This window comes from Marinobacter sp. RI1, from assembly GCF_041155085.1.
GTDB classification, from domain to species: domain Bacteria; phylum Pseudomonadota; class Gammaproteobacteria; order Pseudomonadales; family Oleiphilaceae; genus Marinobacter; species Marinobacter nauticus.
Genome location: NZ_AP031605.1, coordinates 1,614,128 through 1,638,578 on the forward strand (window position 1 = coordinate 1,614,128; position 24,451 = coordinate 1,638,578).

The following is a 24,451-nucleotide window of genomic DNA, read 5'->3' on the forward strand; positions in this document are numbered from 1 at the left end:
TGTGGAGGGATGGTAACGGCCCCGTCATTTGGCCATCGCCGCACTAGAGTTCTTTTCAGTCCGTTTTTCGGGTCGGAAACACCGACGTGGAGAGTGTTGGCTGGCAGCCAACCACCCCTCTTGCTTGCTCATGGGCGTGCAGGTACCAACGCTTGCCGCCGTCCGGGAACGTAGTGCTGTCCACCTGAAACTCTGCGGTGCCCACGGTTGCAGGAATGGGCGTGCCATCGGCATGGCGGTAGACACAGCTGGTGCCGATGGTCATTGGCCGGGCAACGGGCAGCTCGATAAAGCCGTCGCTGCGCACGGTCGGCGCTTCTCCATTGATGTCGGTAATCTTCAGGCAGGGGCCAAAATGAATACGATCCTGGTCGCCGACGGGTTCCTCCAGGCAGTGTGTGGCCTTGAGAAAAACAACATTACGGTTGGCCCCTTCCTTTGTTTCTGGGAGGTTCTGGCAACCGGTCAAGGTCACCGTCAATGCTGTGATGCCGGCGGCAATCAGATGTTTCATCGGGATCTCCTGCTTGTGCCAGTAATGTGTAAAGAATAAGGGCCACTTAAGTGCCTTCAGGCTTTCAGGCAATAGCGTCGTTCCGGGCGCCCAACGCTACCATAGTTTACCTCTGCGCAGAGTTCACCGATGCCGACCAGGAATTCCAGATAGCGGCGGGCCGTTGTCCGGGAGGCTCCGATCTCGGCCCCCATTTCTTCCGCGCTCCAGTGCCCACCTGTGGCAACTACCCCTCTGATTTTGTCCAGCGTGAGGCTGTCGACACCTTTCGGCAGCCGTTCAGGCACGGAGGGTTCGGTGTCGGTGGTGGCTCTGGGTAACAGTGCATCTACCTCTTTCTGGGCGAGCTTGTTCAGTGCCAGTAGCTTGTCCAGATGCTCCCGGTAGCGATTAATGGCTTCTTGCAGGCGCTCGAACACCAGGGGTTTCAGAATATAGTCGAATACGCCCCCACGAAGGGCGCTACGAAGTATTTCTACCTCTTTGGCTGCAGTAATCAGAATGACGTCTGACCGACGGTCACGGGCTCTCAATTCCCGGAGCAGGTCCAAACCATTGCCGTCGGGAAAGTAGACATCCAGGAGGATCAGTTCAGGCTCCAGTACGTCGATCAGATCCCTGGCATCGGCCAGGGTATGGGCTATGCCACAGAGTTCCACCTGTTCAACACGCTCAACAAACCGGCGTTGAATCTCGGCGATCTTCGGATCGTCTTCAACAATAAGCAGTCGGATCGTGGTCACGGATGTCCTCCCGCCATTGGCGTTTTCGGTAAGTAGAGCGTAAAACGACTGCCACATTCGGACAGGTTTTCAACCGTCACAGAGCCTCCCCAGCGATCGACAAACTGCTGAACCAGGTGCAGGCCGATCCCGTGTTTCTCACCTTTGGTGCTGAAGCCACGCTCGAAAATCCGGGCCCGATCCGGCCCGGGAACTCCGGGGCCCTCGTCTTCAACCTCGAAAATCAGCTCGTGCCCCAGATCGGTCATCGACAGTGATACCCGGCCGCCGTTGCCCGCCTTGTGGAGCGTGGCTTCAAGCGCATTGTCAATCAGGTTACCGAGAACGCTGACCAACTGATCCCTGGGCAGCTCCGCCGGGAGGTCGGCCATCTGGCTGCCGGGGTCTATTTCCAGGCGCAGGCCCATTTCCTTCGCCCTATTGTACTTTCCGAGCAGACAACCAGCGATAATCGGGTCTGGCACCGCTTCCAGCAGAAGATGCAGCAGCGCCTGATGGTCGCTCACCTCGCTGCCAATCAGATTGAGCGCCTCTTCAGTCGCGCCAATCTGTATCAACCCGGCGATGGTGTGAAGCTTGTTCGAGTATTCATGGGTCTGGCTGCGAAGGGTATCCGCATACTGTTGTATTCGCGTGAGTTGTCTACTCACCTGATCAAGCTCATCTCGCCGGCGAAAGCTGGCTACCACGCCGATGATCTGCTCACCCTGGCGAACTGGCAGCCGATTGACCACCATTTGTCGTCCTCTTAACCAGACTTCACGGTCGAAGTCGGGCTGTCCGGTTTGCAATACCGACATCAGGCTGCTTTCCGGCAGAATGTCCAGAATGGGCTTGCCTGCGAGAGGTTCGTTCTCAGGCAGTTCCAGTGTCTCATAGGCTGCCCTGTTGGCGGTGGTTATTACCCCGTCCCGATTGACTGCAATAATGCCTTCACGAACGGATTGCAGGGTAGCGTCCCGCTCCTGGAACAACCGGGCGATCTCCTCTGGTTCAAGGCCGAAGATGGCACGTTTGAATCGGCCGGCGATGATGATGGCCGAGAATACTGTGAACAAAAGCATGAGCCCGACAACACCATAGAGAACAAAATTATATCGACGTATGGTGTTCTCAACCTGCTCGAGACTGTAACCCACCGATACGATCCCGATAATATTGCCCGTTTCCGGAGTGGATACCGGAGCCTTTCCTCGCATGGACTCCCCAAGGCTGCCTTTGGCGCGAGCGACATACGCCTGGCCGTGTTGCAGAGCCTGTTGGCCGTAATCACCATCATCGTCACCCATCGAATAACCAATCCGGGTCGGGTCCGGATGCGCCAGACGGATTGCCTGGTGATCGCCTATGACAATAAACAGGGCTTCATTGGTTTCGGTAAGCCGACGGGCCAGTTGATTGAGCGCAGGGATGTTTCTGGTGCGGACGCCCTCGATAACAGCCGGTGTGGCGGCAACGGTTTTGGCGACCATCAGAGCGCGCTCGCCAATTTCCTCATACAGTGACTCACTGAGGTAATAGCCGGCAAAACTGCCAATCAGCACCGTTTGCAAGGTGCCGAGCAACCCCAGGGTCAGGATCATTCGGGTTTTCAGTTTGGTTTTTCTTAACACGGATAGAGCACGGCTTTTTGTCGTTTGCTTTTCAGGGTAATCCATCCTCGCGGCCACCGCCCGTGATCTTTATGCACAGAATGCAGAAAAAAGCCTTTAAAGGCGTTACGCCCACAAGCTTCTGTGTCTCGGGTTTCACCTAATAGTCTGCCCTTAATCGCCTCACCGGAGAGCCCTTCTTCATTCGTTCCGGTGGCCTGGCGATCATCACAAAAACAACTGAGTAAGGTGACCACAATGATGTTCAAACGATTCCTCTCTCTGGCGGCGGCGGCCGCCGTCAGTACCTCTGCAATGGCTTGGCAACCTTCTGGCAAGGTTGAGTGTCTGGCACCGGCGGATCCCGGAGGCGGCTGGGACTTTACCTGCCGGAGCGTAGGCAATGTGCTGCAGGATCTCAGCCTGGTTGATGGAACAGTGCAGACCGTCAATATGGCCGGCGCTGGCGGAGGCGTTGCCTACGCTCATACCGTGAGCAAGCGCGCAGGTGATAACAAGCTGCTGGTGGCGGCTTCCACGGCAACGACAACACGCCTGGCCCAGGGCCAGTTTCCTGGCATGAATGCGGATATGGTCACCTGGGTGGGCGCACTGGGCGCCGACTACGGGATTATCGCGGTAAGCAAGAATTCCAGGTATCAGAACCTCAAAGAACTGATGGATGCCGTGAAGGCCAATCCCAAGTCCGTCAAGTTTGCCGGTGGCAGCGCACGGGGTGGCTGGGACCACCTGAAGGTGCTGATTGCCGCAAAAGCGGCGGGTGCGGAAAAACTCCCATCGATTCCCTATCTGTCCTACAACAATGGCGGTGAAGCCATGACTCAGGTTGTGGGTGGCCAGGTGGATGCGTTTACCGGTGATCTGTCTGAGGCGACAGGGTTCATGGAGTCCGGAGATTTGCGAGTGATCGCTGTTCTGGCCGATGAACGATTGCCAGGAAAATTCAGTGATCTGCCCACAGCGAGAGAGCAGGGCATTGATGCGGTAGGGCCAAACTGGCGGGGCTTCTATATGCCTAAAGACGCGGATGAAGCCGCCAAGCAGTATTGGGTAGATGCGGTCGACACCCTGTACGCCAGCGAAGAATGGAAACAGGTGATGGCCCGCAACGGATTGATTCCGTTTCACCCTCCTGCCAGCAAGTTTGACGAATTCGTGCGCAACCAGGTGCAGGACATTGAAGCACTCTCTCGTGAAATCGGGTTACTCAAATGACGGGCTTCGGTGATCGTATTCTCGGCCTGGGTCTTCTGGTCCTGGCAGTGGCTTATGGCTGGGCTGCGCAGCAGTGGCCGGAACCCTTTGGTGGCGCTGAGGGGGTCGGCCCAGAGACCTTTCCTACCATCTTGTCGGTGGTTCTGGTGGCCGGAAGTCTGTATCTGATGATCAAGCCTGACCCGGATGCCCGGTGGCCGCTTGGTAAATCGGCACTGGAACTTCTGGTCTCGGTGTTGGTTCTGGTGGTGTATGCCTTGTTGCTGGAGCCGCTGGGATTTGTCATCGCGACAACGTTGGCTGTCGGAACGCTCAGCTGGCGCATGGGAGCAGCGCCTAAACGTGCCTTTCTTACCGGTTTAGGCAGCGCCGTCGTGGTGTTCGTCCTGTTCAATTACGGGTTGTCGTTGAGCTTGCCGGCTGGCCCGCTGGAGGTGCACTGATGGAAACCCTTGGCTTTCTGATGGAGGGGTTTGCCGTTGCGCTGACTCCGTACAACCTGATGTTCGCTCTGTTTGGCGCATTTGTGGGAACCCTGATTGGTTGTCTTCCGGGACTGGGGCCGGCCAATGGTGTGGCGATTCTTATACCACTGGCGTTTACGTTGGGACTTCCGCCCGAAACCGCCATGATTCTGTTGACCGCAGTCTATGCAGGCGCCATGTACGGCGGGCGAATCTCCTCCATTCTGCTCAACATACCGGGCGATGAACCGGCGATGATGACCTGCCTGGATGGCTACCCGATGGCCCGTAAAGGGAGGGCCGCTGATGCCTTGGCGGTTTCTGCCATCGCATCTTTCTCGGGTGGCCTGATCGGGACCATCGGGTTAATCATGCTGGCGCCCGTGCTGGCCAGGTTTGCCCTTACCTTCGGCCCTGCCGAGTACTTTGCGCTGTTTCTGCTGGCGTTTGCCACACTGGGCGGGATCACCGGCAAGAACCCCATGAAGACGGTTATTGCGGCGGCATTGGGGATCATGATTTCCACGGTGGGTATTGATATTTCCACGGGAACCCAACGCTATACCTTCGGTGTGCTTGAACTCTATGAAGGTATCGATTTCATTCTGGCCATTGTGGGTCTGTTTGCCATCTCCGAGTTGTTGTTTTTCGTGGAGCATCGCATGGGGGAAGGGCGAGAGAAAATGCAGGTTGGCAAGCTCAGCCTGAGCCTGAAGGAGTTGGTAACGACCATACCAACACAGCTTCGCGGCGGGATTCTCGGCTTTATTTCCGGTGTGCTGCCGGGGGCGGGTGCTTCTCTGGGTAGTTTTATCAGCTACACCCTGGAAAAACAGGTGGTCGGCAAAAAAGGCCGTTTTGGTGAAGGTGACATCCGGGGCGTTGTTGCGCCCGAGGCCGGTAACAACGGGGCATCCTCGGGTGCCCTGGTCCCCATGCTGACATTGGGTGTGCCGGGCAGCGGCACGACCGCTGTCCTGCTGGCGATGCTGATTTCGCTGAATATCACACCGGGCCCGCTGATGTTTACCCAGAATGCCGACATTGTGTGGGGCGTTATTGCCGCGCTGCTGATTGGCAACGTCCTCCTGCTGGTGTTGAACATTCCGCTGGTGGGATTCTTCGTAAGGTTGCTGTCTGTTCCGCCGATGTATCTGCTGCCAATTGTCACGATGGTCGCGTTTGTCGGGATCTACTCGATCAGCCACAGCACCTTCGATCTGTATTTCATGATTGCCTTCGGTATTGCCGGCTATTTTCTGCGCAAACTTGAGATTCCTCTGGTTCCCATCATTCTGGGCCTGTTGCTGGGGCCGGAAATGGAGAAAAACCTGGGACATGCCCTGGTCCTGTCGGACGGCGACTGGAGCATTCTTTGGGGGAGTCCTCTCGCCATCGGGCTATGGACTGTCGCCGGCCTTGGCCTGGTGCTGCCTTATCTCGTGGGGCCACTACTTCGCCGGAGGATGAATGCGGCGATCAAAGAGTCCCCTGTCAGCGACTAACCATATCTTCAAGGCTTTTCTGACGAGCTGCCTTTGTCAGTCTTTGCACCGGGCTTTGCCCGGTGTTTTTTTATGATCGCACGAAACTAGTCCGTGCGTGCCGTGGGACGATTGTCATCTCTGGGTGTAAGTGACTGTCCGCCCTCAGAGTCTGCACGCAGTGCCTGCAGCAAACGGCGGTCACGATCATACACATCGTTCCGGAACTGGAGAACGCCGGCCGGATCAATCCAGGTGGTCCAGTATTGCAGGTACACAGGCACCGGTTCCGATAGCACTACGGTTGCCGGTTCGGCGGTTGCCAGGGTCTGCTCAATTCGCCTCTTGTTCCATCCGTTGGTGCTGGCCAGCAATCGTTCGGCCAGCTCAAAGGGGCGTTCCAGACGGATGCAGCCGGAGCTCAGGGTTCGCTCCAGACGAGTGAACAGCGATTGCGCCGGTGTATCGTGGAGGTAGATATCGTACCGGTTCGGGAACATGAATTTGACCTGGCCCAGCGCATTCTGGGGGCCGGGTTGCTGAATCAGCTGGTAGGGAAAGTTGTTCTTCGAGAGTTCCGTCCAGTCGATTTCTGCTGGATCGACTTCGCTCTGGTTTGCGCCCCAGCCCCTGAAAACCTTGAAGCCCAGGCGCTCCAGATACTCCGGATCTGACCGTATGATCGGTAGCTGGTCTTCGATCATCAGCTTCCGGGGTACCGTCCAGGTCGGATTGAACACCAGGTAGCGAATGCGATCGCTGAATACTGGCGTCTGCCGGTATCGCCTGCCAACAATTACCCGTTGGCGGTGGACCTGCTCGCCGTTCTCTACGAGCACCAGCTCAAAACCGGCGATGTTGACGACGACATAGGTTTCTCCCAGGGATTCCGGTAACCACCGCCAGCGTTCCAGATTGGCGTCCAGGCGGTATATCCGTTCCAGGGGCAACAGGTTCAGCGCTGTCAGGGTGTCTGGGCCGATGATTCCGTCTGGTTCCAGGCCGTGTCGGGCCTGGAATAACGGGATCGCAGTGGCCAGAACGTCGTCGTAGTGTTGGTGATTCGAGGCTTCTGGCGAATCGCCGGAGAGGTCGCCCAACAGTGCCAGGCGACGACGAATGTCGGGTATGCGGTTATCGGTATCGCCTGGTCGGATACTTGGTCCCGAAACGATAGCCGGCCAGTCTGCGCTGATCAGCTCACCCAGCGCTTTGCGTCGTTGTACCAGTTGATGGTAGGCCGCAGAGCGGGGTTTCAGATCCTGCAGGGTGGTGTAGACGGTGCCGCTGGCGAGGGCTTCGGACAAGACCGGCTGCATCTCCCTTTGCTGGCGGTTGGCGGTCCATTCCGCATGGATGGTCGTGGGGTTGACCTTGCCGTGGTGTAGGTGGGACGACAGTAGCAGGAAGGCATCCGAGAGTACAAGGTCAAGGTCAGTCTGTAATTCTTCGGCGCTGTCATTGAGGTCTTTCAGGGCAAGTGCTGCAAGGGTGTCGTAGTGGTAGTCGCGGGGGTTGAGACCGTCACCGGCCACTTCCCGAATGGCTTCGAGCAATTCCCTGCGATTGCTCGGGTCCTGCCAGGCCAGCGTGTACCCTCTGGCTTCGTAGAATCGCGTCAGTGCTTCCTTGGCATATAGCCGGGATTCCAGCACCGATACCGGGTAACCAGCCTGCAGGGCTTCAATGCGGTTGATCAGTCCATCATTGCCCTGGGCCCTGGCCGGAACCGCAAACACCAGAGCCAGGAGAAGCCCGTACAGGATGAGTGGGTAACGTGCTTCCTGCATTCTGCGCCTCCATTGCGGTGTACGATCAGAGGCTGTCCCTGCAGTGTCCGTAATGCCGGGGCAGTCTATCTGACGGCAGTATAGCCTGATCGTTCAATCCCGGTAGGGGCAAAGCGCGGTTGGCTTCTGCCGCCCGAGACTGCGGGCGGCAATGGCTGGGGCTTAGCCAGCGCGCCCAAACATACGTTCAAGGAAACCCAGTTCCCTGACATCGGGCACGGGCAGTTCATCCACCTGCTCCATGGCCTGGCGCCAGAAGGCCTCAGGCGTGTCCAGGTGCTCGACGGTCTTACGTTCTTCCGGGCTGTAATGATTGTGTTCCCCGGTCATGCCGGCGTCGGCCAGGGACTCTGTCCACAGGTAGATCGCCGAGCGGATGGTGCGCAACAGGCGGCAGTACACTTCACGGCTGAGATTGATCGCCAGTTCCGCCTTGAGGTTGATTTGCTTTTGCACATGGGCCATGTCGTCTTTGTCCAGCAATGCCCGATGACCATTGCCTTTCTTGCAGTTCAGGCACACCTGCTCCAGGGACTTGATGCCCTCCGGAAGGTCCAGGTGACCGTATTCCGCGGTCTGGCGCTCATCCACCGGCGCTGGAATCCAGCCGTACTGGGGAGATTTTGCAACAATGTGACCGGGCAGGTCGCGTCGATAGGGCGGGGCCTTGTCCTTGTCGGTGTAGCCATCAAATTCTTCCCGCAACCAGGCCGCCATTTTCCGGTGGCGTAGCATGGTGGCGAGAGTAATGGCCGAGGGTACGACGTCCGTTAGCAGGTCGCTGGCGTCCTGGGTACGTTCCTTAAGATGGTCCACGGATGTTGACATGGTCTGCGCTCCATTCGGGCCGCTTTATGGGCCCTGATCTTTTTGTTGTTGTCTGGTTCTCCTGTGTCGGTATCGGGAGTAACCTGTGGTTAAAAAGTAGTCAGTCCCGGGTGTTCGCACTGTTGTAAAAAAGTTATGCCTTTGTAACGACAGGTAAGCATGAGGAGGGACGCCTTATGAACAAAGACGGACAGGATCTGAGTGATATGCGACGGGCCATGGTCCGGTGCCAGCTGGTGCCTCGGGGCATTTCCGATGGACGGGTACTGGAGGCCATGGAGTGTGTGCCCAGAGAGCAGTTTGTTCCCGAACATCTGCGCTTCGAGGCTTATGAGGACCACCCGGTACCCATTGGCCAGGGGCAGACCATTTCTCAGCCTTACATCGTTGCCCTGATGGCAGAAGCTCTGTGTCTCAAGGGCCGCGAACGAGTGCTCGATATTGGCTCCGGCTCCGGCTACGCCGCCGCCGTCCTGGCCAGTGTCGCTCTGGAAGTATTTTCCATTGAGCGCATTCCGGAACTGGCGGCCCAGGCGCGCAAGAATCTGGACCGAACAGGCTTCACCCAGGTGCATGTGAAATGCGCAGACGGTACGTTAGGCTGGCCAGAGGCGGCGCCATTTGATGGCATCTGCGTGGCTGCCGGAGCCCCTGCGGTGCCGGCGGCCCTCAAGCAGCAACTGGCGGTCGGCGGGCGGCTGGTGATTCCGGTGGGCACAGAGGGCGGCCTTCAGGAACTGCTCTGCATCACCCGACTGTCGGATTCCGAGTATGAGCAGGCGAGCTACGGCGATGTTCGCTTTGTCCCGCTGCTGGGTGAGGAAGGCTGGCCCTGAAGCCTTCCCTGGTTTAACTATGGGTGCTCTCGAAAATCCGATCGGCGGAGGCGGCAACAAAACCGCTATAGAGTTTGCCGTTGGCCATTGGGTAGCGCTTGGCAAATTCGTAAAAGCAGCTCGGAATGACTGCGTCCTGGTCGGTAAAGTGCGCGGTAACACGGTCGGCCATAGTGGACGACTGTTCCAGGCAGTCCTGCGGTGAACCTTTCACTTCTCCACCACTGGCATTCACGGAAAAACCCTGTTCTTTCAGCAGCGTGTTGATGTCTGGTACCGAGTGAATCGTGTCCAGGTGGTTTATGCTCACGGTAAAGTGGTTGGCGCGATAGCCCCAGGCTGCCAGCCAGCCGGCGTATTCACTTTCCTCAAGCAACTGTCGATAGGTTGAGTAATCCAGATTCCAGTGTCGGCCTGAGTAGAGAAAGTCATCAGCCTGCACCCTTTTCGGGTCGATCTGGTCTACCAGACCCTGCACCACCGCTTGTAGCTGGTCTGAGCATTGTTCGACCAGCAGTTCGGAGATAAACACTTTTGGCACCTCCGGGTCCGGGTGCTCGTAATGCCGGGCGTATAGCTTCTTGGCTTCAAAATGGTATTCGCCACCGGGTTGGTAACCTAAAGCCAGAAAATGCGCAGCCAGGGCGTCCAGACCCACCGGCGCGAGGTTGAAGGTTCTCAGGGCGATGTGATCATTCACGATGGCGGTGTTCTCGCGCTCGGCCAGCAGGCCATGAATGCGGTCTGCCGAAGGTGTTACGGCCCGGTAGTCTTCCCAGAGCGCGCGAAACAGGGTGTCGACGTCAGAGTGCATAGTGAACCTCCGCAGAATCTGTGACATGGATTGAGGCCGCCGGAATGGCTTGCTGGCCCAGGGGCAGGGTTCGTACCGATGCGCCCACACTGAGGCCCAGCGCATCGGCCTGCTTGGTTGAAAGCTCGATCCGGCCGCTGGCCAGGGCGTGAATGTCTGTATTCACAACCATCGCTCGAAAGTCCTCGAGCCCGGTATTGGTCACAAGCACCGGGCGGCCTGTGTCTGGAAGGTGTTGGTTTCCGGTTGTGCTGATCTCTGCCGACATCAGTGCAGCTCCCCGGACACTACGGATGTTATCTGTCCGGCATTCAACGGTGGGGCCGGCGTCGAACAGATCCACCATTCCCCGAGGGCGGAACCCCTCTGCCTTAAGCATGGCCAGCGCGGGCCTGGTGTCCGGATGCACCTGACCGATGACAGCCCGGGCCGGGTTGCTCATCAAATGAGTGTAGAGCGGTAATGAGGGCATCAGGTCCTCGACGAAGTCCAGTGAACCGGCACCCGCCAGTTGCGTGACCTGGCTGAAATCCAGATCAATAAAGTGATCCCGCAGCCAGTCCCAGAAGGGCGACTGGCCGTGTTCATCGGCCACACCCCGCATCTGGGCAATGGCCAGGTTCGGAAAGCGGTCCAGATGTTGGGCGATGAAGGCGAAGCGGACTTTGGAGAGTAATTTGCCGGCATTGGCGCGGCGAAAAGCCGGGCGCAGATACAGTGAACAGAACTCCGTACAGTTCCGATAGTGCACGCAGCGGGTGAGCGCGCCCACGGAGCGCCGGAGCCCCAACTCTCTGGAGTGATGAGTGAGGGTGCTGTGGCGAAAATGGTAAAGCGGTTGCGACCGGCCGGTTCCAGAGGTAATGCCGGTTGTACCCATGATCTGCCCGGAAGTCTCCTCTTCAAGCACAAACAGGTAGCGTTGTTCGCTGTGGTCGACGGCCTGTGAGCGGAAGCTGCGAATTGAGCCCTCAATTTTTCGGGATAGCCGGTCTTTGTCCGGCATCAGGGAAGTAAATCCCGGGCCGGACTCGCAGGCTATCTCGTACAGATCGTTCAGGTCGTCATGACGAACCGGGCGAATAATCATGGCGGCACCTCAAAATTGTTTTTTATCAGTATGAGTGCGTAAGCCGCCGGTTTGCAGTGTCAGTATGTTCGAAATGATCTATTGTTTTGTTGAAATGATAAGTTTAGGGGTCAAAATGACAGAAAGTCGCGATCAGAAACTGCTTGCTCTGCTCCGGCGCAATGCCCGTACGAGTGTGACCGAACTGGCCAAAGCACTGCACGTGTCCCGATCGACGATTCAGAATCGCATTGCCAGGCTGGAGGCCAGCGGTGTCATTCGAGGCTATTCGGTGATCCTGGGAGGGGATTATCTGGAAGGGCAGGTGGAAGCCCACGTGTCTATCAAGGTCCGGCAGAAGCTGACCGCACGAACCAACACGGAACTGGAGCGTATCAGCCAGGTGGCACAGTTATTTGCCGTGAGCGGGGAATATGACCTTATAGCGATTGTCCAGGCCCGTACTCTGGAGGAGTTAAGTAAGGTGCTGGACGACATCGGCAATCTCGAAGGCGTCGAACGAACCAACTCAGCCGTCGTGCTGGAAACCCGCTTCAAACGTTAGCGTTTAACGGTCAGGAACCGAGCATGCCTGCCCAGGCGCTGTAGAGAAAGGCACCGGAACCGACCAGAATCAGGGCCCAGGCTGGAAAGATCAGAACAGAGCGCGTTGACGATTTCATAACGACCTCCTGAGGTGATGACAATCTTTACGCTGCAACTTTCAATCTAGACCAGACTTGACGGATGTCACGAAGTATTTTGAGTGACAGGTCTCAGATTCGAGCTAAACGGCCAATCACCGGGATTGTTATTGCTATTGAGGGAGTCGGAAAGTTGGCTAGTATGGAGAGGAAGAAAACAATAACAAGGACGCACAATGGCCGTAGATCCGAACAAGCAGACTTCGCTGCATTGCCTTTATTACTGGGCAGAGCATACTCCCGACAACGTTTTTTTGACCCAGCCATACCCCGACGGGCGCGTTGAAGATATTACCTGGCGTGAAGCCGCCGACCAGGTGTCGCGCATGGCCGCTCACCTGAACACGCTGGGGTTGCCTCAGCGAAGCAATATCGGGATTCTGGGCAAAAACAGCGCCCACTGGATTCTGTCCGATCTGGCCATCTGGGCAGCAGGGCACGTCAGCGTGCCGCTCTATCCAACTCTGAATGGCGAGACCGCAGCCTATATTCTGGAGCACAGTGAAGCTCAGATGCTGTTTCTCGGCAAACTCGATGGCACGGCCGATGGCTGGCATGACATCAAAGGCCATATTCCCGAGCAATTACCGATTATCTCGCTGCCCCTATCGCCTCGGGACGACACGCCCAAATGGCAGGACATCATCGCCGAACAGTCCCCGGCGATACCGAAACTGCCCGATCCCGATGATCTGGCCACCATTGTTTACACCTCTGGCAGTACCGGGCGGCCGAAAGGCGTGATGCACAGCTTCCGGACCATGATCTCGGTTGCTGACGGGCTGCAGCAGCTATTCCCCGTATCGGCCAGCGAACGTATGTTGTCCTATCTGCCCCTGGCCCATGTGGCCGAACGGGCGGCGGTGGAGACCCAGTCACTGTATTACGGTTTCCATCTGTACTTTGCCAACTCGCTGGATACCTTTCAGGAGGATCTGCAGCGGGCCCGGCCAACCCTGTTTTTCTCGGTGCCTCGCCTGTGGATGAAATTCTACCTGGGGGTGAATGCGAAGTTGCCGCCCAAGAAGCAGAAATTGCTGTTCAATATCCCGATTCTGAACACGCTGGTTAAGAAGAAGGTGCTCAAACAGCTGGGGCTGGATCATTGCCGGGCGGCACTCACCGGTGCGGCTCCGCTCTCGGCAGAGATCATCGGCTGGTACCGAAGCCTTGGTCTGGAGTTGCTGGAGGTCTACGGCATGTCCGAGAACTTCGGCTATTCCCATGCCAACCGTCCGGGCCAGGCCAAGGTGGGCACCGTTGGTATGGCCAACCCGGGTGTTGAGCATCGAATCGGGGAAGGAGGCGAGGTTCAGGTGAGGAGTCCGGGCCAGATGCTCGGTTATTACAAGAACGAGGAAAAAACCCGGGAAGACCTGACGGATGACGGTTTTCTCAAAACCGGTGACATGGGTGAAATTGACCGTGATGGATGCCTGCGCATTACCGGGCGGGTAAAAGACCTGTTCAAAACCTCAAAGGGGAAATACGTGGTGCCGGTGCCTATCGAGAACCGGTTCAATCACCCCAAGGCGGAAGTGGTGTGTGTGGCGGGTGCCAACCAGCCCCAGCCGTGCCTGATGGTACTGCTCTCCGAGGAGGCCCGCGATGAACTGGAGCGGGGAGGCAGTCGCAGCGAGCTGGAACAAGAGCTGGCGGAGGAACTGGACTCCGTGAATGCGGAATGTGAGTCCCACGAAAAGGTGGCTTTTGTCGTCGTGGTACGTGAACCCTGGACCATGGAAAACGGTATGCTCACGCCCACCATGAAGATCAAACGCAATGTTATTGAGGATTTCTACAACCGTAAGATGGACGAGTGGTTTGAGCAGAAACGTAAAGTGATCTGGGAATTCTGACCGGGTACAAGCGAACAAAAAAACGCCGGCATGGAAACATGCCGGCGTTTTTTATTCAGCAACCCCGAAAGGCGTGCAGTCTGTTTTAGTGGCCGCCCTGAACCTGGGGCATATCCTGCGCCACGGCTACCGCCTTGCGATTGAAAATTCGCACCTTGCGGCTGATAAACTGCATCGCCTGCCTTGCGGCAGCGCGGGTATACTGGCGCCTGACCTCAGTACTGTTGTGGAGGATACTGGACGGCAGCGGTTTAACGGTTGCGATATGGTTCTGAGTCATAGCGCCTTCCTCCTTCATCTGGTGGATTGTTAGCGATCTATCTTTAATTTACGTTTAATTCTAAGGATTCTTTTTTGCAGCTTGAATACGTTAAAATCCGTACCCTTGTTGCAAATATGCAGTGATTATGGACTGGGATTATCTTCGATATATAAGGGCCCTTGCAATAGGCGGAACGCTTGCAAAAGCCGGTGAAATTCTGGGTGTTCACCAAACGACTGTTTTACGGCGACTTGATCAGATGGAAGAGTCGCTGGGGGTGCAATTTTTTGAGCGTAACCAGAGCGGATTGCAGCTCACACCCGTGGGAGAAATGGCCTTTCGGGAGGCTGAACGGCTGGCTACCGATATGGAAAACCTGGAACGCAAACTGGTGGGGGATGATTCCGCACCGGTTGGCAAGGTTCGTGTGGCCGCCGAAGACGTGATGATGAATGAACTGCTCAGCCCGATTCTGGCCGAGATGGTGCGCACCTATCCCGAGATTGAGCTGGAAGTTCTCACCGATAACGATGTGGCTAATCTCAGCCACCGGGAAGCCGACCTTACCCTTCGGCCGGAGAACAAGCCCCAGGCAACGCTGGAAGGTGAACGGATTGCCGCGATTGAATCCGCGGTCTATGGCGCAGCAAAATACTGCCGCCGGCACCGGAACATGGATATCGAGAATCAGCCGGAAGGCTGTACATGGATACTGCCAGACGAATCCTTCAGCCACCTGGCAACGGGGCGTTGGTACCGCAAACAGCTGAAAAATGTCACGTCGGTGATTCGCTGCAATAGCCTGCAGTCCATGCATGCCCTTGCCCGGGCCGGGGCAGGCCTGGCGGTACTGCCCTGTTACCTGGGCGACGCCACCAGGGAATTGCGGCGGCTGTCCGATCCTCTGGAGGGCGAAAGCATCGACCTCTGGCTCCATGTAAACCAGGATACCCAGCAGATGGCCCGGGTCAGAATGGTCATGGAGTTTCTGGTAGAGCGCTTGCAGGGTCTGGAGTCGGTGATCGAGATTTCGGGAGCCCTGTAGCTCAGTCTTCAGCCGAGCAGAACGGCCAGAACTGGTACCAGCGCCAGCACTGGAACTCCGCTTCGCACTGCTGCAACTGGTTGTGGTAGCGGTAAGCCCTGGCCCGGACCCGGCTGGCCAGGGCCTGAAGCTGCGGCTTACGGTCGAAGGAGCGCCGGGCATAGCCGGTTCTGCCTTCATGGTAGGCCAGGTACAGTTCCCTCGGGGCGGTATAGGGGATACCCAGTTGCTGGTGGCTCAGGCGGTTATACCAGCCGACGAAATCCAGGGCGTACTTCATATCGCTGCGCACCGTCAGCCAGTCACCATCGTTTGCTGTCAGGTATTCCTGCCAGGCTGGATCAAGGGCCTGAGCGTAACCGAAGGCTGTGGTTGGTCTTGCCCACGGAATCAGACCCCATAGCCGGGTACGCGGTGGTCTGGCATGGCTTCGAAACGATGATTCGTAATAGACAAAGGCCATCTGGGTGGCAATGGGGGTTCCCCAACGTTGTTGTGACGCGCTGGCATAGTCGTACCAGACCGGATGCTCCCGGAAAATGTCGCAAAGATTTTCCGGTCTCGCCGGGGGATCCGGAGCCAGCAGGCTGAAGCGGAGCGTGGCCCAGATCCCGATCAGTAAGCCGGCCACCGGTGGCCCATACCATTTGGCCAGGCGAAGCCAGCGTGCTTTTTCAGCCTTATGGCGGCCCTTTTTCTTTCGGCCTGACCTGTTGCGTATTCCTACCAAACTGTCATCTCCTGAACCCCTGGATTGCTTGCTGCCAGCCTTGGGCCCATGGCATAAGAGAGTCATTGCATTAGCCAGGATGATAGGTAAATGAAGCGATTGGCCCTAGTTAAACCTGTTTTAGTCGTTGCCATGCTTGGCGTGGGCTCAGCTCAGGCGGCCCCGGATGCCGCCAGCGTGCTCGAAGCCTCCCCGATTGACGACATTGTTGAGCAATACCCGGCGATGCTAAGCCAGGGTATTCGGGAAGGGCTGAAACAACGCGGCCAGGTGCCGCCCATGGTGGCGGATACCGTTGGCTATGTCGTGAGCAGCAGTTTCAGCGCCGACAAAATTGAGCAGCAGATCATTACCGATCTGCAAGCACAGCTGACGGACGAACAGCTTCAGGCGGTAAGTGAGTGGTACCAGACACCCGTCGCCCGGAAAATTTCGAGCGCAGAGATTGCCGCCTCGGCGCCGGAAGCCTGGCCGCAGATTCAGGCCAGCGCGCCGGAATTGAATCGAAAGTACAAAGGCACTCCCAAAGCCGAGATGTTCGATCGATTCGACCGGGCCGCCCGGGCAACCGAAAGCGCGGTGGATACCACCATTGCTGTTCAGTTGGGGTTGGCCACTGCCATGTCGGCACTCAGCAGCGAATCAATGCACTATGAGCAGTTGGAGCGCCGTATCGAAAACCAGCGAGGAATGCTTCGGGGTGTGGTTGGCCAGCAGGTCTACGACAGCTATCTTTATACCTACGACAAGATCAGCGCTCAGGAGCTGGCATTGTACCTGGACTTCCTCGAAAGCCCCGCCGGTAAGCAGTTTTCTCAGGTTGTGACCAGCAGTATTCAGCAGGCGATCATGGAGCCTGTCGAGAGCATTGGACGGCAGATATCGAGGTTTATGGCACCGCCGGCAGGATCGGAGTAGGACGCACTCCGGCCGGCGTCGGAGATATTCCGAACACCGGCCGGGCCAATCATCGGATCAGCTGCGGCTGGTGACTTCCAGCAGGTGGTAGCCAAACTGGGTCTTGATGGGGCCGATCACAGTATTGAGCTCGCTGTTGAAAACGGCTTTGTCGAACTCCGGAACCATCTGGCCCGGCCCGAAAGAACCCAGGTCGCCGCCGTTACGGCCGGAAGGGCAGGACGAGTGCTGCTTGGCGACTTCTGCGAAATCCTGGCCACCTTCGATGGCTTTCTTCAGTTCCTCACACTTGGCTTCACTGTCTACCAGAATGTGGCGTGCGGTTGCTTGTGCCATGATCAATTTCCTGTCGTTGGGTGAATGGAACACAGACCGGAATGCTGCCCGCAGCGGCGCCCTGAGGCAAGTGGTTTTTGTCCGTGTTTCTGCGGCCTCACAGTCTCTGGTGCAAACCTGTACAATGCCGGCTTTCTTTTCGCCGGCGCTCGTCGGCCTCTACTTCGACAGGTTTGTTTCTTGATCTCCACCGCCAATCTCACCATGCAGTTCGGGGCGCGGCCCCTGTTTGAAAATGTGTCGGCCAAATTCGGCAACGGCAACCGTTACGGCCTGATCGGGGCGAATGGTTGCGGTAAATCCACCCTGATGAAAATTCTGGGTGGTGATCTGGAGCCATCGGCGGGCCAGGTCATGCTGGAACCGAATACCCGGCTGGGTAAGCTCCGTCAGGATCAGTTTGCCTATGAACAGTGCTCAGTGATGGACACTGTGATTATGGGCCACGAAGATCTCTGGAATGTGAAAAAAGAGCGGGACCGCATTTATTCGCTGCCAGAGATGAGTGAGGAAGACGGTATGGCCGTGGCAGACCTGGAAGTGCAGTTTGCCGAAATGGATGGCTACACCGCGGAATCCCGAGCCGGTGAGTTGCTGCTGGGCCTGGATATTCCTCTGGAGCAGCACAACGGCCCCATGAGTGCTCTGGCGCCGGGCTGGAAACTGCGTGTGCTGCTGGCACAGGCTCTGTTTTCTGACCCCGACGTACTGTTGCTGGATGAGCCCACCAACCACCTGGACATCAACACCATCCGCTGGCTGGAAAACATTCTGGTGGCCCGCAACAGCACCATGATCATCATCTCTCACGACCGTCACTTTCTGAACAGTGTATGTACCCACATGGCGGACCTGGATTATGGTGAGCTGCGTCTGTTCCCCGGCAACTACGACGAATACATGACCGCCGCCACCCAGGCCCGAGAGCGCATGCTGGCGGACAACGCCAAGAAAAAAGCCCAGATTGCGGAATTGCAGCAGTTCGTCAGCCGCTTCTCCGCCAACGCCTCCAAGGCCAAACAGGCCACCTCTCGCGCCCGTCAGATCGACAAGATCCAGTTGGAAGAGGTGAAGCCCTCAAGCCGCGTGAGTCCCTTTATCCGCTTCGAGCAGGGCAAGAAGCTGCATCGTCAGGCCGTGACTCTGAAAGGTCTGACCAAGGGCTTCGATGAAGGCCCCTTGTTCAAAAACCTGGATCTGCAGATTGAGGCGGGAGAACGCGTGGCTGTTATTGGCCCGAACGGGATTGGTAAAACCACACTCCTGCAATGCCTGGCTGGCGCTTATGAGCCAGATTCCGGCGAGGTGAAGTGGACCGACAGTGCCGAGGTTGGATATTTCGCCCAGGACCACACCGCGGATTTTGCCCGCGACGAGACCCTCACCGACTGGATGGCGCAATGGACCACCGGCGGCGAACAATTAGTGCGCGGTACGCTGGGGCGGATGCTGTTTTCCGGTGATGATATTGGCAAGTCTGTAAAGGTAATCTCGGGGGGTGAGCAGGGCCGCATGCTGTTCGGCAAACTGATCCTGCAGAAACCGAATGTGATGCTGATGGACGAGCCCACCAACCACCTGGATATGGAGTCTATCGAGGCTTTGAACCTGGCGCTGGAGAACTATCCGGGAACGCTGATTTTCGTAAGCCATGATCGCGAGTTTGTCTCCTCGCTGGCGACGCGGATTATTGAGCTCACAGCTGATGGAGTGACTGACTTCAGTGGCTCCTATGACGATTATCTTCGGAGCCAGGGCTACCTATGAATGAACCACAGGTTGTAAGCGCCACCCGGCAATGGGTTGAAGAAGTGGTGGTTGGTTACAACCTCTGCCCCTTCGCCAGGCGCGAGTTGGTCAAGAACCGCGTGCGTTTTGTCGTCAGCGAGGCGGAGAACGAGGATGAGCTGCTACAGGCGTTGCAGTCAGAGTTGCAGCGCCTGGAAGACGAGCCGGACGTCGAAACCACGTTGTTGATCCATCCTGGTGTGTTGCAGGATTTTCTCGCTTACAACGAATTTCTCGATGCCGCGGATGCCTTGCTGAGCTATCTGGAGCTGGAAGGTGTCTTTCAGGTTGCCAGTTTCCATCCGGACTATCAGTTCGCCGGCACCGATGCAGAGGCCGCGGAAAACTACACCAATCGATCACCGTACCCCATGCTGCACCTGTTGCGGGAGGCGAGTCTGGAAGCGGCTATTGATCACTATCCGGACGTAGATGGTATTCCCGACCGGAATATTGCGTTGATGAATGAGCTCGGTGTGGAGAAGATGCGTACTATTCTGAAACGGTGCACCGACGCCGAAACCTGACATTCCGAGCCTCTGAGTTGTAACGGAAATGACTGAGCATCGAACCCGCCCATTCAGTTCCAGCCAGCGCCTGCCCGAGCTGGAAACGCCGCCTGTGATGCATAACCCGAACGAAGCCGGGGCGTTGCTGGCGGAGTTTATCCAACAACATCCAAGATTGATGATTCTCACCGGAGCCGGCGTGAGCACGGATTCCGGTATTCCGGATTATCGTGATGGCGATGGTGCCTGGAAGCGTAAGCAACCGGTGCAGCATAAGGCGTTCATGGAGGACTTCCTCACCCGCCAGCGATACTGGGCGCGCAGTCTGATTGGCTGGCCGGTCATGCGTAATGCCGCGCCTAACCCGTCCCATCACTACATTTCGGATCTGGAACTGCTCAACCACAGCAGCCTGGTGGTTACCCAGAACGTGGATCGTCTTCACCAGAAGGCGGGCACCCGGGCGGTGACGGATCTACACGGGCGGGCGGACGAAGTCGTGTGTATGGGCTGCGGCTATCGTTGCCCCCGGGATGAGGTACATGACCGTTGCGCCGAGCTCAATCCCGGATTTCTGAAGTACACAGCGGAGACGGCACCGGATGGGGATGCCGATCTGGATGTGGATTTTTCCGAGTTCCGACCGGTGGACTGCCCCAGATGCGCCGGTATCCTGAAACCGGATGTAGTGTTCTTCGGGGATTATGTGCCAAAGGACAGGGTGTACTCTGCGCTTGATGTACTCAAGGCGAGCGATGGCCTGTTGGTGATCGGTTCGTCGTTGATGGTGTATTCCGGCTTCCGTTTCTGCCGCTACGCCAGCGAGTGGAAAAAGCCCATTGCCACCCTGAATCTGGGGCGGACCCGGGCTGAGGATCTGGTGGATCTGAAACTGAACGCGAGGATCGGGGAGACCCTGAAGGCCTCCCTCGATCAGTTGTGAGCGTTATTTACATCAGGTTGTAGATGAACACCACGCCCACCGCAATCGGGGTGATGAAGCGCACGGTGACAAACCACAGGTTGAACGTACCCGGTGACAGGGCCAGCTCCTTCTCCATGGCCGGTTTCGACATTACCCAGCCGGCCATCAGCGCGACCAGTAGCCCACCCAGCGGCAGCAGGATGTTGGCGGTGAAGAAGTCCAGCAGGTCGAAGATGGTTTTGCCTTCCAGCATCGGGATGAAGCCCAGTGGTGAGAAATCCGCCCACAGGTTCAGCGACAGAATAGAGGCAATACCCAGAGCCCAGCACACCACACCGGCACCCAGCGTACTGACGGTGCGGTTCATGCCTTTTTGTTCTTCCAGCCATTCAACGATCGGTTCCAGCAGGGAAATGCCAGAGGTCCAGGCGGCGAAAATCAGAAGTACAAAGAACAAGGTGCCGAACAGTGAGCCCATGGGCATCTGACCGAAGGCCAGGGGCAGGGTCTGGAAAATCAGGCCAGGGCCAGCACCGGGCTCCAGGCCGTTGGCAAAGACGATCGGGAAAATAGCCAGGCCGGCCAGCAGGGCGACACCGGTATCAATCACCGAGACGGTAATGGAGGTTTTGGCGATGGAAATATTCTTGGGCAGGTAGGAGCCATAAGCCATCATCACTGCCATACCCAGGCTCAGAGTAAAGAATGCGTGTCCCAGTGCCACCAGTACGCCGGAGGTGGTGAGCTTGGAGAAGTCCGGCTGGAACAGGAAGGCTGCCGCCTGGCCAAAGTGGCCGGTGGTCATGGCGTAGCCGACCACAATCAGTAGCAGCACAAACAGTGCCGGCATCAGAATGCTGACGGCCCGCTCCAGGCCGGAGCGCACACCTTTCGCCACCACCAGCATCACCAGGGCCATGAACACCGTGTGCCACAGCAACAGGGTGCCGGGATTGCTCAGCAGGCCGGAGAAAATCGCACCCACGGCATCTGCGGTCTGGCCGGAGAGCTGGCCGCTGGCGGTGGTGCCAACGTAGGAAATGGCCCAGCCACCAATCACCGAGTAAAACGACAGAATCAGGAAGCCTGCAAGAATGCCCACGGCGCCGACCAGTTTCCAGGCCGGGTTCAGTCCGTCCCGCTGGGCGATCGCCTTGATGCTGTTAACCGGGCTGTGGCCACCACGACGGCCGATCATCACCTCGGCCATCATGATGGGAATACCGATGATGGCGATGCACAGCAGGTAGACCAACACAAAAGCGCCACCGCCGTTTTCGCCGGTTACGTAGGGGAATTTCCAGATGTTTCCGAGGCCCACAGCGGAACCGGTGGCCGCGAGGATGAACGCGAGCCGTGATGACCAGAGCCCGCGCTGGGCATTGGAGCCCTCAAGGCTGCCGGAATAGGCAGCAGAACCGGATGATGAGACAGACATGGTTTTCTCCCGAAGGTCTTGTTTTTGTTACTGGGGTTAAAAATGGAGCCGCAGAGACTGCGGCTCCCAAGGGGAAGCACCGGTGTCAGGTTATCCGGTGCGAGACAGCCGCTGGGGCGCCAGCCCAGCACCCGCGGCATGCTTGGTGAACCGTTCTTCAGCCAGTTCATTGGCAATTTCACCGGTAGGGAGCCCGGTGCGGTCAGAACGGTTAAAAATTTCGGTCAGGGTGTCGCCGATGGTTTCCACATGGGCGCGCACTTTTTCCGGGGATGCCCCTGTGCGTTCGTAGAACACATCAATGATGCCGCCGGCGTTAATCGCAAAGTCTGGAGCGTACAGAATGCCCCGCTGTTTCAGTGCCGCGTCGTGTTCCGGGCGATCCAGCAGATTATTGGCCGCGCCTGCGACGATACCGGCGCGAATGGCAGGAATACTGCGGTCGTTCAGGACGGCGCCCATGGCGCAGGGTGCGATAACATCCACGGGCAGAGTCAGTATGTCTTCCGCCGAGGCGGCGTGTGCGCCGAGCTGGTCGACAGCCCTCTGCATGTTGTCGGCGTGAATATCGTTCACCCAGAGTTCAGCGCCAGCGTCTTTCAGGTGTTGGGCCAGGCGGAACCCGACATTACCGATGCCCTGGATGGCTACTTTCAGGCCGGTAAGGTCGTTGCTGCCGAGCCGGTGTTTTACTGCTGCTCTGAGGCCAACAAAGGTGCCGTAAGCGGTGACAGGAGAGGGATCCCCGTTACTGGGGGTGCCGTCGAATCCGGTACGGTAGGCAACGCCGGCCACATGGCGGGTATGGCGCCCCATCACTTTCAGATCCGGCACGCTGGTGCCGGAGTCTTCGGCCGCAATGTAATGGCCTCCCAGGCTTTCCAGGTGCTTGCCCATAGCCTCCAGCAGGGCTTGTGTTTTGTGCTTGCGCGGATCGCCAATAATCACGGATTTGCCACCACCGAGGTCCAGATTGGCCAGGGCCGATTTGTAGGTCATGCCCCTGGACAGGCGAAGCACATCTCGCAGCGCTTCTTCATCACTGGCGTAAGGAAACATTCGGCAACCGCCTAAAGCGGGGCCGCGGGAGGTGTTGTGAATAGCGACAATGGCTTTGAGGCCGGTTTCGGCATCGCAGAAAAACGACAGGTGTTCGTGGTGATCGAACTCCGGATGGCTGAACAGCATGTTGAAATCCTCTCCCGCACAGCCGGATCCCGGCGGCAGGTTCTGTCTTGTTTTTGTCGGTCTGGCTTGTGGCCAGGGTGTCGATTTCAGGTGTCCTCCCGAAGGATTGGTCGGGTTGCCCTTTTGGGGCCGGACGAAATTCAAGCTAATGCAAGTTTACGTGAACGTCAACCTTGGCGGCCGGCGGAATTGTGAACTTGTTTGATTTAATCATCTAACTGCCTGAGCACTGGTAAGAAAAAAAACGCTTAATGGTGGTTTCTACCTATACGCGTTTTGCACTATCCGGCTTAGCTTCTTCAGATGTCTGTCGCCTCCTATCCTTATCAGTTTGATTCGCGGAAAGTCCGTTCCGAGTTCTTCCGCCTGCTCCCCATCTCATTCTTTGTGGTGGCGTTTGGTGCTGCCTTTGGTCTGGCCGCCATTCAGGAAGGGTTGACGCCGCTGCAGTCTATCCTGATGAGCACGACCGTGTTTGCTGGCGCTTCGCAGTTTGCGGCGGTGGATATCTGGGGCGCCGATGTCTCGGTTCTGCCTTTGATCGCCGTGGTTTTTGCCATCAATTCCAGGCACCTGCTGATGGGCGCCTCGCTATACCCGATGCTCAGGGAAGTCTCTCCCGGGCGGCGTTATGCGCTCTTGCTATTGCTGACCGATGCCAACTGGGCGGTCTCGGCCCAGGATTACCAGAATGGCAGGCGCAATCTGGAAGTGATTATCGGGGGTGGCTTGGTTCTGTGGCTGGCCTGGATTGTTGGTACAGCCCTGGGCGTCTACTTCGGCGGTTTGTTACAGAACCCCAAAGCTTTCGGGCTGGATATGGTGCTGGGTTGCTTCCTGCTGGCCATGGCACTGGGTGGCAATAAATCCCCGCGGGTGCTGGTCGCCTGGTGCGTTTCCGGCGCAGCCTCCCTTGCCGCCTGGAAATGGCTACCGCCCAATATGCACGTGGTGGTTGGTGCGATCGCTGGTGGTCTGGTCGGTTTGTTCTGGCTGGAACACAAAACCGAGGTGGCGGATAATCAGCGGGAGGTGTCTGATGACCATTGAAACTACAACCTTCGGTGTGCTGGCGCTGATCACTATCATGACCGTGGTGACACTGATTACCCGTTTTGGCGGCGTGTTCGTGATGTCGTTTGTGCGCATCAACCCGAGGGTAGAGAGTTTTATCAATACCATGGCCAGCTCGGTGCTGATCGCCATCATCGTACCCATGGCGGTGGCCGGCGATCCGGGTGCGCTGGCAGCACTGGTAGCCACGGCGGTTACCATGCTTGTACTTCACAAGCCGCTTCCCGCTATCGCTATTGGCCTGCTGGCCGCTGCGACCGTTCGTTATTTGCTCTGACGTCGTCGGTGGGTGTGGTTGAAATCTG

Annotated in this window: 25 protein-coding genes; 13 read left to right on the plus strand and 12 right to left on the minus strand. The window is 57.5% G+C overall.

All coding sequences use genetic code 11. The annotated features are described in order from the left end of the window. Positions 1-55: 55 nt before the first annotated feature. Genes ACAM27_RS07255 through ACAM27_RS07265 form a run of 3 tightly spaced genes read right to left on the minus strand, consistent with a single transcriptional unit; the run spans position 56 to position 2,915 of the window. Positions 56-514, minus strand: a complete 459-nt coding sequence (locus ACAM27_RS07255) for a hypothetical protein (RefSeq protein WP_369612776.1) — start codon at positions 512-514, stop codon at positions 56-58. A 56-nt stretch (positions 515-570) separates the two neighbouring features. Continuing rightward, the gene (locus tag ACAM27_RS07260) at positions 571-1,257 is read right to left on the minus strand and encodes a response regulator (RefSeq protein WP_369612777.1); all 687 of its coding nucleotides are present in this window, start codon (positions 1,255-1,257) and stop codon (positions 571-573) included. Beyond that, entirely contained in the window at positions 1,254-2,915 is a 1,662-nt protein-coding gene (locus ACAM27_RS07265; RefSeq protein WP_369612778.1) for an ATP-binding protein, read from the minus strand. Before ACAM27_RS07265 ends, ACAM27_RS07260 begins: the two co-directional genes overlap by 4 nt. Positions 2,916-3,107: 192 nt before the next feature. Between ACAM27_RS07265 and ACAM27_RS07270 the strand changes: the two genes are divergently transcribed. Genes ACAM27_RS07270 through ACAM27_RS07280 form a run of 3 tightly spaced genes read left to right on the plus strand, consistent with a single transcriptional unit; the run spans position 3,108 to position 6,054 of the window. Then, complete coding sequence (locus tag ACAM27_RS07270; protein ID WP_369612779.1) at positions 3,108-4,085, plus strand: Bug family tripartite tricarboxylate transporter substrate binding protein; 978 nt, start codon at positions 3,108-3,110, stop codon at positions 4,083-4,085. Continuing rightward, the gene (locus ACAM27_RS07275) at positions 4,082-4,528 is read left to right on the plus strand and encodes a tripartite tricarboxylate transporter TctB family protein (RefSeq protein ID WP_014422253.1); all 447 of its coding nucleotides are present in this window, start codon (positions 4,082-4,084) and stop codon (positions 4,526-4,528) included. The genes ACAM27_RS07270 and ACAM27_RS07275 overlap by 4 nt, the downstream gene beginning before the upstream one ends. After that, positions 4,528-6,054: a tripartite tricarboxylate transporter permease gene (locus tag ACAM27_RS07280; RefSeq protein WP_011786337.1), complete on the plus strand. Its 1,527-nt coding sequence runs from the start codon at positions 4,528-4,530 to the stop codon at positions 6,052-6,054. Before ACAM27_RS07275 ends, ACAM27_RS07280 begins: the two co-directional genes overlap by 1 nt. Before the next feature lie 86 nt (positions 6,055-6,140). On the opposite strand, the gene ACAM27_RS07285 is transcribed toward ACAM27_RS07280, so the two are convergent. Further along, complete coding sequence (locus ACAM27_RS07285; protein ID WP_369612780.1) at positions 6,141-7,823, minus strand: murein L,D-transpeptidase; 1,683 nt, start codon at positions 7,821-7,823, stop codon at positions 6,141-6,143. A gap of 162 nt (positions 7,824-7,985) precedes the next feature. Continuing rightward, positions 7,986-8,651: a hypothetical protein gene (locus tag ACAM27_RS07290; protein WP_369612781.1), complete on the minus strand. Its 666-nt coding sequence runs from the start codon at positions 8,649-8,651 to the stop codon at positions 7,986-7,988. Positions 8,652-8,827: 176 nt separating this feature from the next. Between ACAM27_RS07290 and ACAM27_RS07295 the strand changes: the two genes are divergently transcribed. Continuing rightward, a complete protein-coding gene (locus ACAM27_RS07295; RefSeq protein WP_369612782.1) occupies positions 8,828-9,487 on the plus strand; it encodes a protein-L-isoaspartate(D-aspartate) O-methyltransferase in 660 nt (219 codons plus the stop codon). Positions 9,488-9,500: 13 nt separating this feature from the next. Here ACAM27_RS07295 and ACAM27_RS07300 read toward each other — a convergent pair whose 3' ends face one another. Both ACAM27_RS07300 and ACAM27_RS07305 read right to left on the minus strand, forming a co-directional pair. Then, entirely contained in the window at positions 9,501-10,301 is an 801-nt protein-coding gene (locus ACAM27_RS07300; RefSeq protein ID WP_369612783.1) for a DUF1338 domain-containing protein, read from the minus strand. Further along, complete coding sequence (locus ACAM27_RS07305; RefSeq protein WP_369612784.1) at positions 10,291-11,391, minus strand: arginine N-succinyltransferase; 1,101 nt, start codon at positions 11,389-11,391, stop codon at positions 10,291-10,293. Before ACAM27_RS07305 ends, ACAM27_RS07300 begins: the two co-directional genes overlap by 11 nt. A 115-nt stretch (positions 11,392-11,506) precedes the next feature. On the opposite strand from ACAM27_RS07305, the gene ACAM27_RS07310 reads away from it, so the two are divergent. Continuing rightward, positions 11,507-11,935 carry an Lrp/AsnC family transcriptional regulator gene (locus ACAM27_RS07310; RefSeq protein WP_014422248.1) on the plus strand — a complete coding sequence of 143 codons (429 nt, stop codon included), beginning with the start codon at positions 11,507-11,509 and terminating at the stop codon, positions 11,933-11,935. A 315-nt stretch (positions 11,936-12,250) separates the two neighbouring features. After that, entirely contained in the window at positions 12,251-13,933 is a 1,683-nt protein-coding gene (locus tag ACAM27_RS07315) for an AMP-binding protein (RefSeq protein WP_206852734.1), read from the plus strand. An 85-nt stretch (positions 13,934-14,018) separates the two neighbouring features. Here ACAM27_RS07315 and ACAM27_RS07320 read toward each other — a convergent pair whose 3' ends face one another. Further along, positions 14,019-14,213: a hypothetical protein gene (locus ACAM27_RS07320; RefSeq protein ID WP_014422246.1), complete on the minus strand. Its 195-nt coding sequence runs from the start codon at positions 14,211-14,213 to the stop codon at positions 14,019-14,021. A gap of 127 nt (positions 14,214-14,340) precedes the next feature. Between ACAM27_RS07320 and ACAM27_RS07325 the strand changes: the two genes are divergently transcribed. Continuing rightward, the gene (locus tag ACAM27_RS07325; protein ID WP_031210210.1) at positions 14,341-15,240 is read left to right on the plus strand and encodes a LysR family transcriptional regulator; all 900 of its coding nucleotides are present in this window, start codon (positions 14,341-14,343) and stop codon (positions 15,238-15,240) included. Position 15,241: 1 nt separating this feature from the next. Here the strand turns inward: ACAM27_RS07325 and ACAM27_RS07330 are convergent, their stop codons facing one another. Next, complete coding sequence (locus ACAM27_RS07330) at positions 15,242-15,970, minus strand: lysozyme-like domain containing protein (protein WP_226538145.1); 729 nt, start codon at positions 15,968-15,970, stop codon at positions 15,242-15,244. 90 nt (positions 15,971-16,060) lie between these two features. On the opposite strand from ACAM27_RS07330, the gene ACAM27_RS07335 reads away from it, so the two are divergent. Further along, entirely contained in the window at positions 16,061-16,888 is an 828-nt protein-coding gene (locus ACAM27_RS07335) for a DUF2059 domain-containing protein (RefSeq protein WP_011786327.1), read from the plus strand. A gap of 57 nt (positions 16,889-16,945) precedes the next feature. Here the strand turns inward: ACAM27_RS07335 and ACAM27_RS07340 are convergent, their stop codons facing one another. After that, positions 16,946-17,224: a peptidylprolyl isomerase gene (locus ACAM27_RS07340; RefSeq protein ID WP_008939100.1), complete on the minus strand. Its 279-nt coding sequence runs from the start codon at positions 17,222-17,224 to the stop codon at positions 16,946-16,948. Between the two features lie 180 nt (positions 17,225-17,404). Here ACAM27_RS07340 and ACAM27_RS07345 point away from each other — a divergent pair, with 180 nt between their 5' ends. From ACAM27_RS07345 to ACAM27_RS07355, 3 genes are read left to right on the plus strand one after another with little or no spacing between them, the layout of a single operon-like run. After that, a complete protein-coding gene (locus ACAM27_RS07345) occupies positions 17,405-18,991 on the plus strand; it encodes an ABC-F family ATPase (RefSeq protein ID WP_369612785.1) in 1,587 nt (528 codons plus the stop codon). Beyond that, on the plus strand, positions 18,988-19,539 hold the full coding sequence (locus ACAM27_RS07350) for a DUF1415 domain-containing protein (protein ID WP_219193733.1): 552 nt from the start codon (positions 18,988-18,990) through the stop codon (positions 19,537-19,539). Before ACAM27_RS07345 ends, ACAM27_RS07350 begins: the two co-directional genes overlap by 4 nt. Positions 19,540-19,567: 28 nt before the next feature. Continuing rightward, the gene (locus ACAM27_RS07355) at positions 19,568-20,464 is read left to right on the plus strand and encodes an NAD-dependent protein deacetylase (protein WP_369612786.1); all 897 of its coding nucleotides are present in this window, start codon (positions 19,568-19,570) and stop codon (positions 20,462-20,464) included. 7 nt (positions 20,465-20,471) lie between these two features. On the opposite strand, the gene ACAM27_RS07360 is transcribed toward ACAM27_RS07355, so the two are convergent. After that, the gene (locus ACAM27_RS07360; protein WP_369612787.1) at positions 20,472-21,884 is read right to left on the minus strand and encodes a sodium-dependent transporter; all 1,413 of its coding nucleotides are present in this window, start codon (positions 21,882-21,884) and stop codon (positions 20,472-20,474) included. Between the two features lie 90 nt (positions 21,885-21,974). Further along, entirely contained in the window at positions 21,975-23,072 is a 1,098-nt protein-coding gene (locus ACAM27_RS07365; protein ID WP_022991484.1) for a Glu/Leu/Phe/Val dehydrogenase dimerization domain-containing protein, read from the minus strand. Between the two features lie 303 nt (positions 23,073-23,375). Between ACAM27_RS07365 and ACAM27_RS07370 the strand changes: the two genes are divergently transcribed. Further along, entirely contained in the window at positions 23,376-24,122 is a 747-nt protein-coding gene (locus ACAM27_RS07370) for an AzlC family ABC transporter permease (protein ID WP_369612788.1), read from the plus strand. Beyond that, entirely contained in the window at positions 24,112-24,423 is a 312-nt protein-coding gene (locus tag ACAM27_RS07375; RefSeq protein WP_206852721.1) for an AzlD family protein, read from the plus strand. Before ACAM27_RS07370 ends, ACAM27_RS07375 begins: the two co-directional genes overlap by 11 nt. Positions 24,424-24,451 lie beyond the last annotated feature (28 nt).